Annotated in this window: 13 protein-coding genes and 1 pseudogene; 6 read left to right on the plus strand and 8 right to left on the minus strand. The window is 60.2% G+C overall.

What is annotated here, in order from left to right; all coding sequences use genetic code 11:
- Window positions 1–193, plus strand: a 193-nt coding sequence (locus BMS17_RS15730) for an integrase core domain-containing protein (RefSeq protein ID WP_139348132.1), incomplete at its 5' end; no start/stop codon positions are given.
- A gap of 116 nt (window positions 194–309) precedes the next feature.
- Here the strand turns inward: BMS17_RS15730 and BMS17_RS15735 are convergent.
- From BMS17_RS15735 to BMS17_RS29885, 5 genes and pseudogenes are all read right to left on the minus strand, one after another.
- Complete coding sequence (locus BMS17_RS15735; RefSeq protein WP_077431210.1) at window positions 310–864, minus strand: tetratricopeptide repeat protein; 555 nt, start codon at window positions 862–864, stop codon at window positions 310–312.
- Window positions 865–1,089: 225 nt separating this feature from the next.
- Window positions 1,090–2,373: a glutamate-1-semialdehyde 2,1-aminomutase gene (hemL, locus tag BMS17_RS15740; protein WP_046028706.1), complete on the minus strand. Its 1,284-nt coding sequence runs from the start codon at window positions 2,371–2,373 to the stop codon at window positions 1,090–1,092.
- A gap of 15 nt (window positions 2,374–2,388) precedes the next feature.
- Entirely contained in the window at window positions 2,389–3,012 is a 624-nt protein-coding gene (gene thiE, locus BMS17_RS15745) for a thiamine phosphate synthase (protein WP_046028705.1), read from the minus strand.
- A 32-nt stretch (window positions 3,013–3,044) separates the two neighbouring features.
- Window positions 3,045–3,842 (minus strand): hydroxymethylpyrimidine/phosphomethylpyrimidine kinase, encoded by a 798-nt coding sequence (locus tag BMS17_RS15750; RefSeq protein ID WP_046028703.1) that lies wholly within the window; start codon window positions 3,840–3,842, stop codon window positions 3,045–3,047.
- A 70-nt stretch (window positions 3,843–3,912) separates the two neighbouring features.
- Window positions 3,913–4,077, minus strand: a pseudogene (locus BMS17_RS29885) (bifunctional hydroxymethylpyrimidine kinase/phosphomethylpyrimidine kinase); the annotation flags it as partial.
- Window positions 4,078–4,733: 656 nt separating this feature from the next.
- Between BMS17_RS29885 and BMS17_RS15760 the strand changes: the two are divergent.
- From BMS17_RS15760 to BMS17_RS15775, 4 genes are all read left to right on the plus strand, one after another.
- The gene (locus tag BMS17_RS15760; protein ID WP_077431212.1) at window positions 4,734–7,118 is read left to right on the plus strand and encodes a hybrid sensor histidine kinase/response regulator; all 2,385 of its coding nucleotides are present in this window, start codon (window positions 4,734–4,736) and stop codon (window positions 7,116–7,118) included.
- A 75-nt stretch (window positions 7,119–7,193) separates the two neighbouring features.
- The gene (locus BMS17_RS15765) at window positions 7,194–8,843 is read left to right on the plus strand and encodes an acyl-CoA dehydrogenase family protein (protein ID WP_077431213.1); all 1,650 of its coding nucleotides are present in this window, start codon (window positions 7,194–7,196) and stop codon (window positions 8,841–8,843) included.
- Between the two features lie 177 nt (window positions 8,844–9,020).
- Window positions 9,021–10,520 (plus strand): AMP nucleosidase, encoded by a 1,500-nt coding sequence (gene amn / locus BMS17_RS15770; protein ID WP_175648968.1) that lies wholly within the window; start codon window positions 9,021–9,023, stop codon window positions 10,518–10,520.
- A gap of 68 nt (window positions 10,521–10,588) precedes the next feature.
- On the plus strand, window positions 10,589–11,224 hold the full coding sequence (locus BMS17_RS15775; RefSeq protein ID WP_077431214.1) for a pseudouridine synthase: 636 nt from the start codon (window positions 10,589–10,591) through the stop codon (window positions 11,222–11,224).
- Here BMS17_RS15775 and BMS17_RS15780 read toward each other — a convergent pair.
- A complete protein-coding gene (locus BMS17_RS15780) occupies window positions 11,219–11,428 on the minus strand; it encodes a DUF2788 domain-containing protein (RefSeq protein ID WP_007937369.1) in 210 nt (69 codons plus the stop codon). The two genes, BMS17_RS15775 and BMS17_RS15780, sit on opposite strands and share 6 nt — an antisense overlap.
- Window positions 11,429–11,634: 206 nt before the next feature.
- On the minus strand, window positions 11,635–12,114 hold the full coding sequence (locus tag BMS17_RS15785; protein WP_030129517.1) for an Lrp/AsnC family transcriptional regulator: 480 nt from the start codon (window positions 12,112–12,114) through the stop codon (window positions 11,635–11,637).
- A gap of 435 nt (window positions 12,115–12,549) precedes the next feature.
- On the opposite strand from BMS17_RS15785, the gene BMS17_RS15790 reads away from it, so the two are divergent.
- On the plus strand, window positions 12,550–13,596 hold the full coding sequence (locus BMS17_RS15790; RefSeq protein ID WP_046028694.1) for a DUF6515 family protein: 1,047 nt from the start codon (window positions 12,550–12,552) through the stop codon (window positions 13,594–13,596).
- Here BMS17_RS15790 and BMS17_RS15795 read toward each other — a convergent pair.
- Complete coding sequence (locus BMS17_RS15795; RefSeq protein ID WP_077431215.1) at window positions 13,581–14,486, minus strand: cation diffusion facilitator family transporter; 906 nt, start codon at window positions 14,484–14,486, stop codon at window positions 13,581–13,583. The genes BMS17_RS15790 and BMS17_RS15795 overlap by 16 nt on opposite strands.
- Between the last annotated feature and the right edge of the window lie 9 nt (window positions 14,487–14,495).

Here is a 14,495-nt window from a genome sequence, read left to right on the forward strand (position 1 = left end):
GTGCTGGGATAATGCGCCGACAGAACGCTTTTTCGGCACGCTCAAGTCAGAGTGGGTGCCTCGTGGCGGTTACAGCCTGATCGAGGAAGCCAAAACCGATATCGTGCGCTTCTTCATGTACTACAACCGCACCAGACTCCATAGCTATAACGACTACCTGTCGCCAATAGCCATGGAGCAAAAAGCGGCATAAACACCGTAATCGGTGTCCGAGATTACTTGACCAGTTCAAGCCCGCTCCCACAGGATTTTCGGTGACCTGTGGGAGCGGGCTTGCCCGCGATGGGGGTAGAAAGGTTGGTGCAGAAATCAGGGAAGTGGCGAAAACGGCGTACGCCCATCGGCGCTCTGCAATTCCATCAGGTATTTACGGAAAATTTGCCCCAGTACCTGGGTGGCGACTTCCAGCTCTTCGCGCGGCATTTTCTCAGTGACTTCGTCGGCGGTGTCCAGCGCCTCTTCAGCGCCGTTGACCGCCGCCATTTTCAGCAGAATGTAAGCCTGGACGTTATTGGCCGGCACACCTTCGCCATGGAAGAACATGGTGCCGAGTTTGAATTGCGCCTGGGCATGGCCTTGCAGCGAGGCTTTTTCGAAATAGCTGAGGGCTTTATTGAGGTCGCGTGGCGCGTTTTTGCCTTCGTAGTAGAACTCACCCAACTCGTATTGCGCTTGCGCATCCCCTTCATCCGACGCTTTTTGGCAGGCGGCGAGCGCTTGCGTCAGGTCTTGCGGCTGAGTATTGAGGGTGCAGCGACCCATCGCTGGGATTAACAACGAGTTGCCGCCTGCTTGTGCGAGCGCGAGCAGGGGCTGAAGGAGCAACAGGCAGCCCATTGCAAGGGCGCGGCCGGTGCGGTTCATGAGAATCGACTTACCTCTGAAGGGCGCGCGGACCCATCGAGGGGATCCAATAAGCGCGCATTATGAAATAAGCAGGGCCAACCTTACAAAGTCTTTACTCGTTTTTCTGCTGCGTGGGGAATATATCGCCCAATTTGCGGGGGATTATTAGCGCAAGCGTCGGAATAACAGTGCGGATGTAGGTGAAAGCTGACGTCGGCAGTCGCCAACGTCAGCAGCAAAACGTTATTTCAATGCGGCGAATGCACGCTCGGCAGCGTCCAGTGTCAGTTTCAACTCGGTTTCGCCATGAGCGATCGAGGTGAAGCCGGCTTCGAACGCGCTCGGCGCCAGGTAAACCCCGCCTTCGAGCATCAAGTGGAAGAAGCGGCCGAACAGGGCGGCATCGCTCGCCATCACGTCATCGAACGTTACGATATCGTCGGCGCCACTGAAATACAGGCCGAACATGCCACCGGCTTGCGTGGTCACGAACGGAATGCCCGCGGCATCGGCGCGTTGTTGCAGGCCGTCGAGCAGACGCGTGGTGTAGTCGGTCAGTTCGGCGTGGAAACCCGGACGGCTGATCAAACGCAAAGTGGTCAGGCCGGCGGCCATGGCCAGCGGGTTGCCCGACAACGTGCCGGCCTGGTACACCGGGCCCAGCGGCGCAATGTGCTGCATGATTTCGCGTTTGCCGCCGAAGCAGCCAACGGGCATGCCGCCACCGATGATTTTGCCGAAGGTGCTCAGGTCCGGCGTTACGCCGTAGTAAGCCTGGGCTCCGCCGAGGGCAACGCGGAAACCAGTCATCACTTCGTCGAAAATCAGCACTACGCCGTGCTTGTCGCACAGTGTCCGCAGGCCTTCGAGGAAGCCTGGTGCTGGCGGTACGCAGTTCATGTTACCGGCCACTGGCTCAACGATGATGCACGCCACGTCCTGGCCGACTTCGGCGAGCATGGTTTCTACCGCGTTGATGTCGTTGAACGGCAGGGTCAAGGTGTGTTTGGCAAAGGCTGCCGGCACGCCGGCCGAGCTCGGTACGCCTTGGGTCAGCGCGCCAGAGCCGGCCTTGACCAGCAGGCTGTCGGAGTGACCGTGGTAGCAGCCTTCAAACTTGATGATGCTGTCGCGGCCGGTGAAGCCACGGGCCAGACGGATCGCGCTCATGGTCGCTTCGGTGCCGGAGCTGACCATACGCACCATTTCCATCGACGGCACGATCGAGCAGACCAGGTCTGCCATCTCGGTTTCCATCGCGGTCGGGGCGCCATAGGACAAACCGTGTGCCAGTTGTTTGCGCACCGCGTCCAGCACGTCCGGATGGCTATGGCCGAGAATCATCGGCCCCCAGGAGCCGACGTAATCCACATAGCGCTTGTCGTCTTCGTCGGTAACGTAGGCGCCTTCAGCGTGTTTGAAGAACAACGGCGTGCCGCCAACGCTTTTGAAGGCGCGCACCGGCGAGTTCACGCCACCGGGAATGTGTTTCTGGGCATTGGCAAACAGGGTTTCGGAACGAGACATGGTCGGGCTCTCAAATCAGATATTAAATAATTCATTAAAGGCGCGGGCACGGCGTGTCACTTCAGCCGCACTCTCGGCGCCGAACAGGCCGTGGACTACCGCCAGCAGATCAACCCCGTGGGCCACCAACGGGGCGGCGTTTTCCAGGGTGATGCCGCCAATCGCGCAGATTGGCAGGTGCAATGTGCGGCGAGCCTGGTCGAGCAAGTCAAGGCTGCAAGTGGGTGCGCCGGGTTTGGTGTTCGAATTGAAGAAGCGGCCGAAGGCGACGTAGCTCGCACCTTCTTTGGCGGCTTGTTCGGCCAGTTCGAGTTGCGCATGGCAGGTCGAACCGATGATTGCCTTGGAGCCGAGCAAGGCGCGGGTCGGAGACAGCGGACCATCGGTCTGTCCCAGATGCACACCCACGTTCAGGCGGGCAGCGAGTTCGGCGTCGTCGTTGATGATCAACTGGGTCTTGTAGCGATCGCACAGATCGCGCAGTGCTTCGGCTTCACGCAATCGGCGGGCCTCGTCACTGCTTTTGTCGCGGTACTGCAGCAAGGTGACGCCGCCTTCCAGCGCCGCCTCCACGTACGAAAGAAATTTACCGGCCAGCAACTGGCTATCGGTAATGGCGTACAGGCCACGTAGTTTCATCGGACAAGCCTCGGCGCTTTACGCATCAAAAGTTACGAACAGAAATCCAGAGGCAGGCGGCGCGGCACGAACTGGCCTTTGCCCAGTTGCTCCGCATCACGCAGGGTTCGCCATGTGTAGTTAAGCGCGGTCTGCACGGCGCTGGCGAGGTTTTCACCCAGGGCCAGACGACCGGCCAACGCGCTGGCCAGCGTGCAACCGGAACCGTGATAACTGCCGGGCAAGCGCTGGCAGGTGAAGGTTTCGCGGTGGCCGTCGCGGCTGTAGAGGCGATTGTGGATTTCGTGTTCGTCGCCATGACCGCCCGTGATCAGCAGGTGTTTGACAAACGGCAGCAGTTTTTCTGCGCATTCGTCGGCGCTGCCTTCGGGCAGTTCGGCGAGGATGCGCGCTTCGGGAAGGTTCGGGGTGGCGATGATCGACAAGGGCAGCAGGCGTTCGCGCATGGCGTAGCCAACTTCGTCCTTGCCCAGTCGCCCGCCGCCGCCGGCGCGCAGCACCGGGTCGCAGACGACCGGCAGGTGCGGGTGCGCCTGAAGCAGTTCGACCACAGTGTCGACCATCTCCAGGGAACCGAGCATGCCCAGTTTGACGGCGGCGACTTCGGAGTCGTTGAGCACGGCATTGGCCTGGGCCAACACCCACTCACGGTCGAGGACGCGGAAGTCAGTGACGTTGACCGTGTCTTGCACGGTCAGGGCGGTGACGGCCGGGGCCGCATGGCAACCCTGCGCGAGCAAGGCTTCGATATCTGCCTGCAAGCCGGCGCCACCACTTGGATCGTGGCCGGAGAGACAGAGGACAACGGGGCGAGAGCTGTAGATATTCATGGTGCGCGAGCTTACCACCAGTCGACCAGCGAGTCATGAGACGGACTTGTAGCAGCNCGAGGACGCGGAAGTCAGTGACGTTGACCGTGTCTTGCACGGTCAGGGCGGTGACGGCCGGGGCCGCATGGCAACCCTGCGCGAGCAAGGCTTCGATATCTGCCTGCAAGCCGGCGCCACCACTTGGATCGTGGCCGGAGAGACAGAGGACAACGGGGCGAGAGCTGTAGATATTCATGGTGCGCGAGCTTACCACCAGTCGACCAGCGAGTCATGAGACGGACTTGTAGCAGCTGGCGCAGCCTGCGTCCGGCTGCGCAGCAGTCGTAAACCCAGACAACGCGGTCAATCAGACAGACCGCGAATTCAGGTTTAACGACTGCTGCGCAGCCGGACGCAGGCTTCGCCAGCTGCTACAGGAATGTGTAAAACGGCCGATGCATTGATACAGCCTGACCAATCAAGCTGGTTTTGCGCAAAATTTGTCGCTGGAACGCCCGTGCTAGAGCCTCTGCGAAAAAAATTCAATGGTGTTCAATGGCCATCAACGGCTATGCTAGAGTGGATCCAAACCAATAACAGGTAATGCCGGTTTTACGTCTACTCAAAGGGAATGAGGGNGCAGCCGGACGCAGGCTTCGCCAGCTGCTACAGGAATGTGTAAAACGGCCGATGCATTGATACAGCCTGACCAATCAAGCTGGTTTTGCGCAAAATTTGTCGCTGGAACGCCCGTGCTAGAGCCTCTGCGAAAAAAATTCAATGGTGTTCAATGGCCATCAACGGCTATGCTAGAGTGGATCCAAACCAATAACAGGTAATGCCGGTTTTACGTCTACTCAAAGGGAATGAGGGGCTTCCTGAGATAACCGGACAGGCCACGCTGGGGCTTAAATGCGCTATTTGCTGATGTTGCTGCTTTGCTTGCCCCTCATGGCGAGCGCCATCGAGTTCGATGAATCTACCCAGAGCCTTCCCCTGGGCCGAGTCATGCAGGTGTACGAAGACGCGGGCGGTCAGGCGACCATCGCCGATGTTCGTGCGCAAGCTGCAGCTGGAAACTTCAAACCCCACGATAAAGCCACCCTTAACGCCGGGTACTCGCGCTCGGTGTTCTGGCTGAAAATCGACCTGCATTACCGTCCGACCAACCCGTCAGTACAACGCACCTGGCTTCTTGAACTGGCCTATCCGCCGCTCGATCACCTTGATCTGTACTTGCCCGATGCCGGCGGTGACTATCGCCTGTCCCGGCAGACGGGCGATGCCTTGCCGTTTGCCACGCGTGAGATCCGCCAGAACAACTACCTGTTCGATTTGAACTTCACACCTGACCAGGCACAAACGGTGTACCTGCGCCTGCAAAGCGAAGGCTCCATCCAGGCACCCGTAACCTTGTGGTCGAGCACCGCTTTTCTCGAACAACAGCCCGTGCGGCTTTACGTGCTGGGGCTGATCTACGGCGTGTTGTTGGGGATGCTGGTTTACAACCTGTTCATCTACCTGAGCGTACGTGACACCAGCTATCTCTATTACATCTTCTACATCGCCTCGTTCGGTCTGTACCAACTGTCGGTCAATGGCGCGGCCGTGGAGTATTTCTGGCCGGACAATCCTTGGTGGGCCAACGCGGCAACACCGTTCTTCATCGGCTGCGCCGGACTGTTCGGCAGTCAGTTTGCTCGAAGCTTCTTGCAGACCGGGTCCTATGGTCGCTGGCTCGATCGCTTGTTGCTGGCCTTGATTGCATTCAGCGCGACGGTGATCGGGTTGTCGTTGATGGCCAGTTATGCCCTGGCCTTGCGCCTGGCCACCGCCCTGGCCTTGTCCTTCACCGTGGTGATTTTTGCCGCCGGGCTGTGTGCCTGGTTGCGCGGCCTGCGTGTGGCGCGGTATTTCATCATTGCCTGGTCGGCGTTTTTGCTCGGTGGCATCGTCAACACGATGATGGTGCTGGGTTATCTCCCCAACGTGTTCCTGACCATGTATTCAAGCCAGATCGGCTCGGCGATTGAAGTTGCACTGCTGTCGCTGGCCCTGGCCGATCGCATCAACGCCATGCGCGAGCAGCAAGCACAAACGCTGTTTGATGCGGGGCAAAAGCTCGAAGTGTTGAACCAGCAATTGGCTCACAGTAACAAGCTCAAGGATGAATTCCTCGCCACCCTGACCCACGAATTGCGCACCCCCATGAACGGCGTGATCGGTTCGCTGGAGCTGATGCAGACCGTCGAGATGGACCCTGAGCTGGAGCAATACCAGCAAACCGCTGCCGGTTCGGCGCGGGACATGATGCGCATGGTCAACGGCATCCTGACGCTGACCGAATTGCAGGCCGGCAAACTCAAGGCCACTCCGGCGGCGTTCAGCCTGCGGGGTGTGGTCGATGGCTTGCGGGCGCAGTTCGAGGGCAACGCATCGAGCAAGTCGCTGGATTTCAAAGTCGACGTCACGCCGGGACTGCCGGATCGCCTGCACGGCGACAGCGCAAAGCTGGCGCAATGCCTGGAATGCCTGCTGGACAACGCCATCAAGTTCACCCGGGTCGGCGGGCTGGCGCTACGGGTGACGGGTAAGCCGGTGGAAAACGGACGCCTGTCGTTGTCGTTTGCGGTGATCGACACGGGCATCGGTTTTACCGACCTGGGGGAGGCGACCATGTACCAGCGTTTCTTCCAGCTCGACGGTTCGATGACCCGCGAATATGGGGGGTTGGGCGTGGGGTTGGCGATTTGTCGGCAACTGGTCGAGTTGCTCGGAGGGCGCCTGACTCACCGCTCCGAACCCGGCAGTGGCAGTCGTTTCCAGTTGGATGTCGACGTAGAAGTGCCTGTCGTGGAACGCCCGGCCGTACCGTCGATGAATCGCGAGGTCCCGGGGTTGCGCTTGCCAAAGGATTGCAACGTGTTGCTGGTGGATGACAACAGCGTCAATCAGCTGGTGATGCGCGGCATGTTGCTCAAGCTCGGGTTCCGGGTGCGTTCGGCCGACAACGGTCTGGCCGCCCTCGACCAGTTGCAGCTTGAAACCTTTGATGCGGTGCTGGTCGATTGTCAGTTGCCACCGCTGGACGGTATCTCCCTGTGCTGCCAGATCCGTGCCTTGCCGGGCTGTGCTCATTTGCCGGTGTTCGTGGTGGCGCTGAGTGTTGATCGTGAGCGCTGCCCGACCGGTGACATGATCGACTACCTGAACAAACCGGTGAAATTCGAGGACTTGCAGGCCGCGCTCTATCGTCGGGTGCTGTGTCCAAGGCAGGGCGAAAGCGCCGACAGTTAGGCGGATATGCCACTTTGTTCAGCCTCGGGGCAGTGCTTAACTGAACCCCTTGGCTGACCCAAAGGAGCCCCCGTCATGAACCTGCATCAGTTCGCCGAAACCCACGAAGTCACCAACCAGCCACCGTCGCTGGACGGCACCAACCTCTACCGCATCGACCTGCCGCTGCAGGAATGGTCGCGGCGGTTCGGGGCCGGTTGGGCCGAGTCGCGGATCGACGCCTATGGCGCACTGGCGGGCGGGCCACTGATGGACGCCGGGTTCCTGGCCAATCAGAACAAACCGGTGTTCGTCAGTCATGACCGTTATGGTCATCGCATCGACCTGGTGGAGTTCCACCCGGCCTACCACCAATTGATGCGCACCGCCGTCGAACACGGGCTGACCTCGTTGCCCTGGGCGCATCCGCAGGCAGGGGCGCATGTGGCCCGTGCGTCCATGAGTTATCTGCACAGCCAGGCCGAAGCCGGCAGTGGCTGCCCTTTGACCATGACCTTCGCCAGCGTTCCGGCGATGCGCCTGCAACCGGATCTGGCCGATCAATGGCTGCCGAAAATCCTCGCCACCGAATATGACCCGCGCAACGTTGGCATGGCGCACAAGGCCGGTGTGACCATCGGCATGGCCATGACCGAGAAGCAGGGTGGCACCGATGTGCGCGCCAACACCACCAAGGCCTATCCGGTGGGCGCCAGTGGTCCGGGGCAGGCTTACGAGTTGGTGGGGCACAAGTGGTTTTGCTCGGCACCGATGTGCGATGCCTTCCTGACCCTGGCGCAAACGGACAAGGGCCTGACCTGTTTCCTGCTGCCGCGCCACCGGCCGGACGATACGCGCAATCAGTTCTACATCCAGCGCTTGAAGAACAAATTGGGCAACTGCTCCAACGCCTCCAGCGAAGTGGAATTTCGCGGGGCGCTGGCCTGGATGGTCGGCGAAGAAGGGCGGGGTGTTCCGACCATCATTGAAATGGTGGCCATGACCCGCTTCGATTGCATGGTCGGTTCCAGCGCACTGATGCGCCAGGCCCTGACCCAGGCCAGTCACCACTGCGCCCACCGTACAGTCGGTGGCAAGGTGCTCAGTGAACAACCCTTGATGCAAAACGTGCTGGCCGATCTGGCGCTGGAAAGTGAAGCCGCCCTGGCCTTGAGCCTGCGCATGGGCAAGGCACTGGACCATCTGGACGATAGCCAAGAAGCCAAATTCGCCCGGCTGGTTACCGCGGTGGGCAAGTACTGGATCTGCAAACGCGCGCCCGCCATGATCAACGAAGCGGCCGAATGCATGGGCGGCGCCGGCTATGTCGAAGAAAGCATCCTGCCGCGTCTGTACCGAGAGGCGCCGGTCAATTCGACGTGGGAAGGTTCCGGCAACGTGCAGTGCCTGGATGTGCTGCGAGCCTTGTCCAAAGAACCGGGTGTGCTTGATGTGCTGTTCAGTGAACTGGGCGACGGTCATGGCGATAAACGCCTGGCCGCGCACATCCAGCAATTGCAGGCGCAGTTCAAAGACACCAGCGACATTCAATACCGCGCCCGCCAGCTCACCGAAGACATTGCCTTGGGGCTTCAGGCCAAGCTGTTGCTGGAGGCGGGCAATGCGGCGGTCAGTGATGCGTTTATCGTCAGCCGGCTCGGTTCGGCCGGTCGGGTGTATGGCGCGTTGCCACGTGGGCTGGATGTGGAAGCAATCGTCGCCCGGTCGACCCCGCAGGGTTTTTGACCGTTGCAAAACCCTGTGGGAGCGGGCTTGCCCGCGAATGCGGTCTGACATTCAACATTAATGGTGTCTGACACACCGCTATCGCGGGCAAGCCCGCTCCCACAGGTTCTGCCTGTGTCTGACTATTGATGTATTGCCCAAACACGACTGTTCCCGTGAAGCGACGATGCAGGCAAGATGAAGGTCTGCAAGTCAGAACACAGGATGCTGATCGTGACCGAAGCTTTTATTATCGTTCAAACCGCCGAGCAAGCCGTGGACCGGCTTGCGCTCTTGCACAATCGTGCAACCACCGCGTTGAATCAGGCGCTCAAGCGATACCTCAAGGATCGTGTCGAGCCGGACGCCGAGCAGCGGGCGATGTTCCGTTATCCCGAACTGCGTCTGACTTATCACTGCCAGGGCGAAGTCCCGCAGACCACGCGCGCTTACGCCAAGGTTCAACTGCCCGGGACATACAGCGTCACCGTCACCCATCCGGCCGCCTTCCGCAAATACCTGCTGGAACAGCTGGTGCCGTTGATGCACGACTTCACCGTGACCGTGGAAGTCGGTATCAGCCAGCAAAACATTCCATACCCGTACGTGGTCGAGCAAGGCGATGAACTGGCCGGTTCCGGCGTGACCGCTGCCGTGCTGGCGCGGGTGTTCCCGAGTACCGACCTGTCCGCTGCCACCGACGGCATTGCCGATGGCTTGTATGATTGGGAAAACACCGACCCGCTGCCGCTGGCGCTGTTCGACGCCGCGCGGGTGGACTTCTCCCTGCGCCGCCTGGTGCATTACACCGGCAGTGACTGGCGTCATGTGCAGCCCTGGATCCTGCTGACCAACTACCACCGCTACGTTGATCAGTTCATCGTCCATGGCCTGGAGCAATTGCGCAGCGACCCGCGTTTTGTGCGCATGATCTTGCCGGGCAACGTGATCATCGAAAAGAGCATGGACCACGGCGAAGCATCGGCGATTGCCGCCGGTGTGGTGTGGCACCGTTACCAGATGCCGGCCTATCACCTGATCGCCAGCGATGGCCATGGCGTGACGCTGGTGAATATCGGCGTCGGCCCCTCCAACGCCAAGAACATCACCGACCACTTGGCGGTGCTGCGTCCGCATTGCTGGCTGATGATCGGTCACTGCGGTGGCTTGCGTCAGTCGCAGACCATTGGCGACTACGTGCTGGCTCACGCGTACATGCGCCGCGACGGGATTCTGGACCGGGTCGTGCCACCGAACATTCCGATTCCGGCGCTGGCTGAAGTGCAGATGGCATTGCAACAAGCGGCGGCCAACATCACTGGCGAGAAAGGCGATGAACTGAAAAAACGCTTGCGCACCGGCACCGTACTGACTTACGACGACCGTAACTGGGAGCTGCGCTGGGCTCAGGAGCGCCCGTTGATCAACCTGTCCCGCGCCGTGGCGGTGGACATGGAAAGTGGCACTATCGCTGCCCAGGGTTATCGCTTGCGGGTGCCGTATGGCACGTTGCTCTGCGTCTCGGACAAGCCGCTGCACAGCGAAATCAAGCTGCCGGGCTCGGCCAACGCCTTCTATGAACGTGCGGTCAGCCAGCACTTGAAGATCGGTATCGAAGCGGTCGATCTGTTGCGCACGGAACTCAATTCGCTGCACTCGCGCAAGCTGCGCAGCTTCGACGAGCCACCGTTCCGCTAACAGTCATGGTTATTTAGCGGTCAGGGCACTAGCATTAGCAGCCCTGACCGTTAGATGTTTCCTTCCTCATGTCCCGTCCACAACGTCCAGTCTCTCGCCGTCCCGGCGCGAACTCTCAGTCCTCAGCCCCGCGCCGTGTCGCCAAAGCGCCGCCGGCCGAGCCGAAGCTGATCCTGTTCAACAAACCGTTTGATGTGCTGACGCAATTCAGCGACGGCGAAGGGCGGGCGACGCTCAAGGATTACATCGAGATCCCGGGGATTTACCCGGCAGGACGCCTGGACCGCGATAGCGAAGGCTTGTTGCTGCTGACCAACGACGGTCAGTTGCAAGCCCGTATTGCCGATCCGAAACACAAACTGGCCAAGACGTATTGGGTGCAGGTAGAAGGCGAGCCGAGTGCCGAGCAGTTGCAGCGTTTGCGTGACGGCGTCGAACTTAACGACGGGATGACTTTGCCGGCCGAGGCGCGGCAACTGGAAGAACCGGAGCTGTGGCCACGCAACCCGCCGGTGCGCTTTCGCAAGAGTGTGCCGACAAGCTGGCTGGAGCTGGTGATTCGTGAAGGGCGCAATCGTCAGGTGCGGCGCATGACGGCAGCGGTCGGCTTGCCGACATTGCGTCTGGTGCGGGTCAGGATAGGTGACTGGACGATCGAAGGGCTCGATCAGGGCCAGTGGAAGGAAGTGCCGGCGCGTTTATAACGTGCCGGATTCAATCAGGCCGATCACCACGCTTTTGATCACGAACGCGGCCACGCCCAGACCCAGAACAAAGAACAGAATGAACGAGCCAAAGCGCCCGGCCTTGGACTTCTTCGCCAGATCCCAGACGATGAAACCCATGAAAATGATCAGAATGCTGACAAGGCCAGTCATCATCCACTCTTCAAATACTGCAGGATCCATCGAACATCTCCAGCGCGGGCGGGGCTAAAAGGGCGCGGGGAGTATACGCCTCGCTGGCTGCGTACAGTATTGACCTGCGGCGGTGTGTCGCAGCTATTCGTCGCCTGTGCCGGCCCCATCGCGGGCAAGCCATGCTCCTACGGGTTTGCATCTGCCACGAATCCGCACCAGATCTGTAGGAGCAAAGCTTGCTCGCGATAGCGTCTTCAGTTACGCAGATGAGTCAGGGGCAATTCAGTGCTGTTGAGTACCTGGTTCAGCACAAAGCTCGAACGAACGCTGGTGACCCCTTCAATCCGGGTCAGGTGCCCCAGCAGTAACTTCTGATAGTGATCCATATCCGGCACCACCACCTTGAGCTGATAGTCGGCGTCCATCCCAGTCACCAGGCTGCATTCCAGCACTTGCGGCAATGTACGAATCGCCGCTTCGAAGTTCTCGAAGCGTTCCGGGGTGTGCCGGTCCATGCCGATCAGCACGTAAGCCGTCAGGCTCAAACCGAGCATTTTACGGTCCAGCAGGGCGACCTGGCGGGTGATGTAGCCGTCGTCCTCCAGTTGCTTGACCCGGCGCGAGCAAGGCGAGGGGGACAAGCCGATGCGTTCGGCCAGCTCCTGGTTGGAGATGCGCGCATCACGCTGCAATTCCGCCAAAATGCTCAAGTCGTATCGGTCGAGTTTGCTCATCAATGAGGCCTTTGTCGTAACTATTGCGGCAGATTATCTATCCAAGGTTAAAAATTGCGCAAGTGATGTTTATTTGAGCAATCTTCGCAATCCTCTGCCGGCGCCTCAGGCCTATTCTTATCACCAGAATCACTGCTCGGACAAACAGTCCACAGCGGCTCGCCCAATCAGGCCAGCCGCGGCCGCCACCCCCACCGGGGATGTGCCGGCCCCCGAGCTGCACACTGTCCAGAAGACGGGGTGAGGTGAGCCGACGTCATAAGCGTCGAGCACGGACGAAGTTCTCAAAGGGAGGCCGACGGGTCTCCCTTTTCTTTTGCCTGCGATTTCTGCACGGCCCTCAATAAATAAGTTTCGCGACTGATAACCTGTTTCAGAACCGGCCTGAACTTTCCCAGTCTTACGTACAGGCCCTAACCCGTAGTGAGGAAAAGCATGAAGTCGCGCATCTGGCGTTTGGCCGGTGTTGGTTTGTTGTGTGTCGGTGTCACTGCGCAATCGCTGGCCGATGATCAACAAAACCGTGGTCCCGATGGCGGGCAGCATGAGGGCGGCGGTCATCAGGGCAACGGTCAGGGGCATGGCGGTAACAATCAGCCGCACCCGCAGAACAACGACATCATTCGTGGCGACAACAGCCGCCAGTTCGAGCACAACGGTCAGGGTCAAAACAACGGCCAGCGGGAAAATCAGAACCATCCTGCGCCGGACTTCAACAGCCGGGTTCGCTCGCCGCCACCGCCGCCGCAATTGCCAGCGAATGACCTGCCGATTGACCCGCCGATCCACAGCCGCCCCGACTCCGTGCGCCAGACCCAGCCACCGCAGCGTGGTTACTATCAGGATGTGCCTCGGCGTAACGATTACAACCAGCACTGGAATGGCTACACCGGTGCGCCGACCAATGACAATCACTGGCAGGGCGGTCGTCCGCCGGGGCATGGCAATGGCTGGGGACCAGGGCCGCGATACCGTCCGGGTCAGGAAATTGATCGCTTTCCGGACCGCGAATACCGCGTGCCTTACCGTGGCATGGATTACTTCTATTCCGGCGGTTACTGGTATCGCCCGCTGGGGCCGCACTATGTCGTGGTGCAACCGCCGCGCGGGATTCGTGTCAGCTATTTGCCTGACTACGCCGAGCAAGTCTTGATTGGCGGGTCGATGCTGTTTCTGGCGGCCGGCTCGTATTACGCCTATCAGGAGAGCACTCAGGATTACATGGTGGTCGAGCCTCCGGTTGGAGGCCCGCAAGCGCAACAACCGGCCAGCAATAGTTATGACGTGGAGGCGTATCCGGCCAACGGGCAGTCGCCGGAGCAGATCAGTCGAGACGGTTACGAGTGCTACCAATACGCGGTGCAGCAGAGTGGCTTCGACCCGCGAACCGCTACCTACCAACCGGACTCCGCGGTGGTCCAGGCCTACCGACAAGCCGAGGGCAATTGCCTCGGCAGTCGCGGTTATCAGGTCACGTTCTGAGCCTTGGCGGCCAGCACCACTTCCTGCGGGTCGGCGTGCACCAGCACTTCGGCTTTCGGGTAGGCGGCATGAATGGCATCGGCCGCCTGGTCGCTGATGCCATGGGCGACTGACAGCGTCAAACTTCCCGGCAACTCCAGGTGCAATTGCACGAACCACTGGTTGCCGGAAATGCGCGTGCGCAGGTCATGCGCCCCTAAAACCCCCGGCACACTGCAGGCCAGTTCGAGCATGTGCTGGCTGACTTCGGGCGGCAGTTCTTCATCCATCAACACCGTAAAACTTTCCCGTGCGATCTGAATCGCGCTCCACAGAATGTAGATGGCAATGCCCAGGCCAAACCACGCATCCAGCTGATGCCAGCCAAACCCGGCCAGCACCAGTGCCACCAGAATGCTGCCGTTGAGCAGCAGATCCGAACGGTAATGCAGCGAGTCGGCACGCACCGCGTTGGAGCCCGTCGCCTTGACCACCCGGTGTTGAAGCATCAGCAATGCCAGCGTCAGCACCAGGGAAAACACGATCACCCCGATGCTGATCCACGGCGCTTCCACCGGTACGGGATGCTGGAGCCGATCAAAGGCCTGCAGGGCAATCAGCACCGCACTGCCGCCAATGAACAGCGCCTGAGCCATGCCCGCCAGCGACTCTGCCTTGCCATGCCCGTAACGGTGATCGTCATCGGCCGGGCGCAAGGCGTAATGCACCGCCAGCAAGTTGAGCAGCGAGGTGACGCCGTCGAGCGTCGAGTCGGTCAATCCGGCGAGCATGCTCACCGAACCGCTCAACCACCAGGCGATGCCTTTGGCGACGATCAGCGTACAGGCCACCGCCACCGAGGCACGGGTCGCCAGCCGCAGCAGGCGGGCATGTTCGGAGCTGGAATTCATAGGGGCGGC

It is taken from the genome of Pseudomonas sp. C9, from assembly GCF_002000165.1.
Classification (GTDB): domain Bacteria; phylum Pseudomonadota; class Gammaproteobacteria; order Pseudomonadales; family Pseudomonadaceae; genus Aquipseudomonas.

Excerpts from the sequence above, each read along its gene's own strand:
- BMS17_RS15735 (WP_077431210.1), bottom strand. The coding sequence starts at position 864 with ATGAACCGCACCGGCCGCGCCCTTGCAATGGGCTGCCTGTTGCTCCTT.
- hemL (WP_046028706.1), bottom strand. The coding sequence starts at position 2,373 with ATGTCTCGTTCCGAAACCCTGTTTGCCAATGCCCAGAAACACATTCCC.
- thiE (WP_046028705.1), bottom strand. The coding sequence starts at position 3,012 with ATGAAACTACGTGGCCTGTACGCCATTACCGATAGCCAGTTGCTGGCC.
- BMS17_RS15750 (WP_046028703.1), bottom strand. The coding sequence starts at position 3,842 with ATGAATATCTACAGCTCTCGCCCCGTTGTCCTCTGTCTCTCCGGCCAC.
- BMS17_RS15760 (WP_077431212.1), top strand. The coding sequence starts at position 4,734 with ATGCGCTATTTGCTGATGTTGCTGCTTTGCTTGCCCCTCATGGCGAGC.
- BMS17_RS15765 (WP_077431213.1), top strand. The coding sequence starts at position 7,194 with ATGAACCTGCATCAGTTCGCCGAAACCCACGAAGTCACCAACCAGCCA.
- amn (WP_175648968.1), top strand. The coding sequence starts at position 9,021 with ATGAAGGTCTGCAAGTCAGAACACAGGATGCTGATCGTGACCGAAGCT.
- BMS17_RS15775 (WP_077431214.1), top strand. The coding sequence starts at position 10,589 with ATGTCCCGTCCACAACGTCCAGTCTCTCGCCGTCCCGGCGCGAACTCT.
- BMS17_RS15780 (WP_007937369.1), bottom strand. The coding sequence starts at position 11,428 with ATGGATCCTGCAGTATTTGAAGAGTGGATGATGACTGGCCTTGTCAGC.
- BMS17_RS15785 (WP_030129517.1), bottom strand. The coding sequence starts at position 12,114 with ATGAGCAAACTCGACCGATACGACTTGAGCATTTTGGCGGAATTGCAG.
- BMS17_RS15790 (WP_046028694.1), top strand. The coding sequence starts at position 12,550 with ATGAAGTCGCGCATCTGGCGTTTGGCCGGTGTTGGTTTGTTGTGTGTC.
- BMS17_RS15795 (WP_077431215.1), bottom strand. The coding sequence starts at position 14,486 with ATGAATTCCAGCTCCGAACATGCCCGCCTGCTGCGGCTGGCGACCCGT.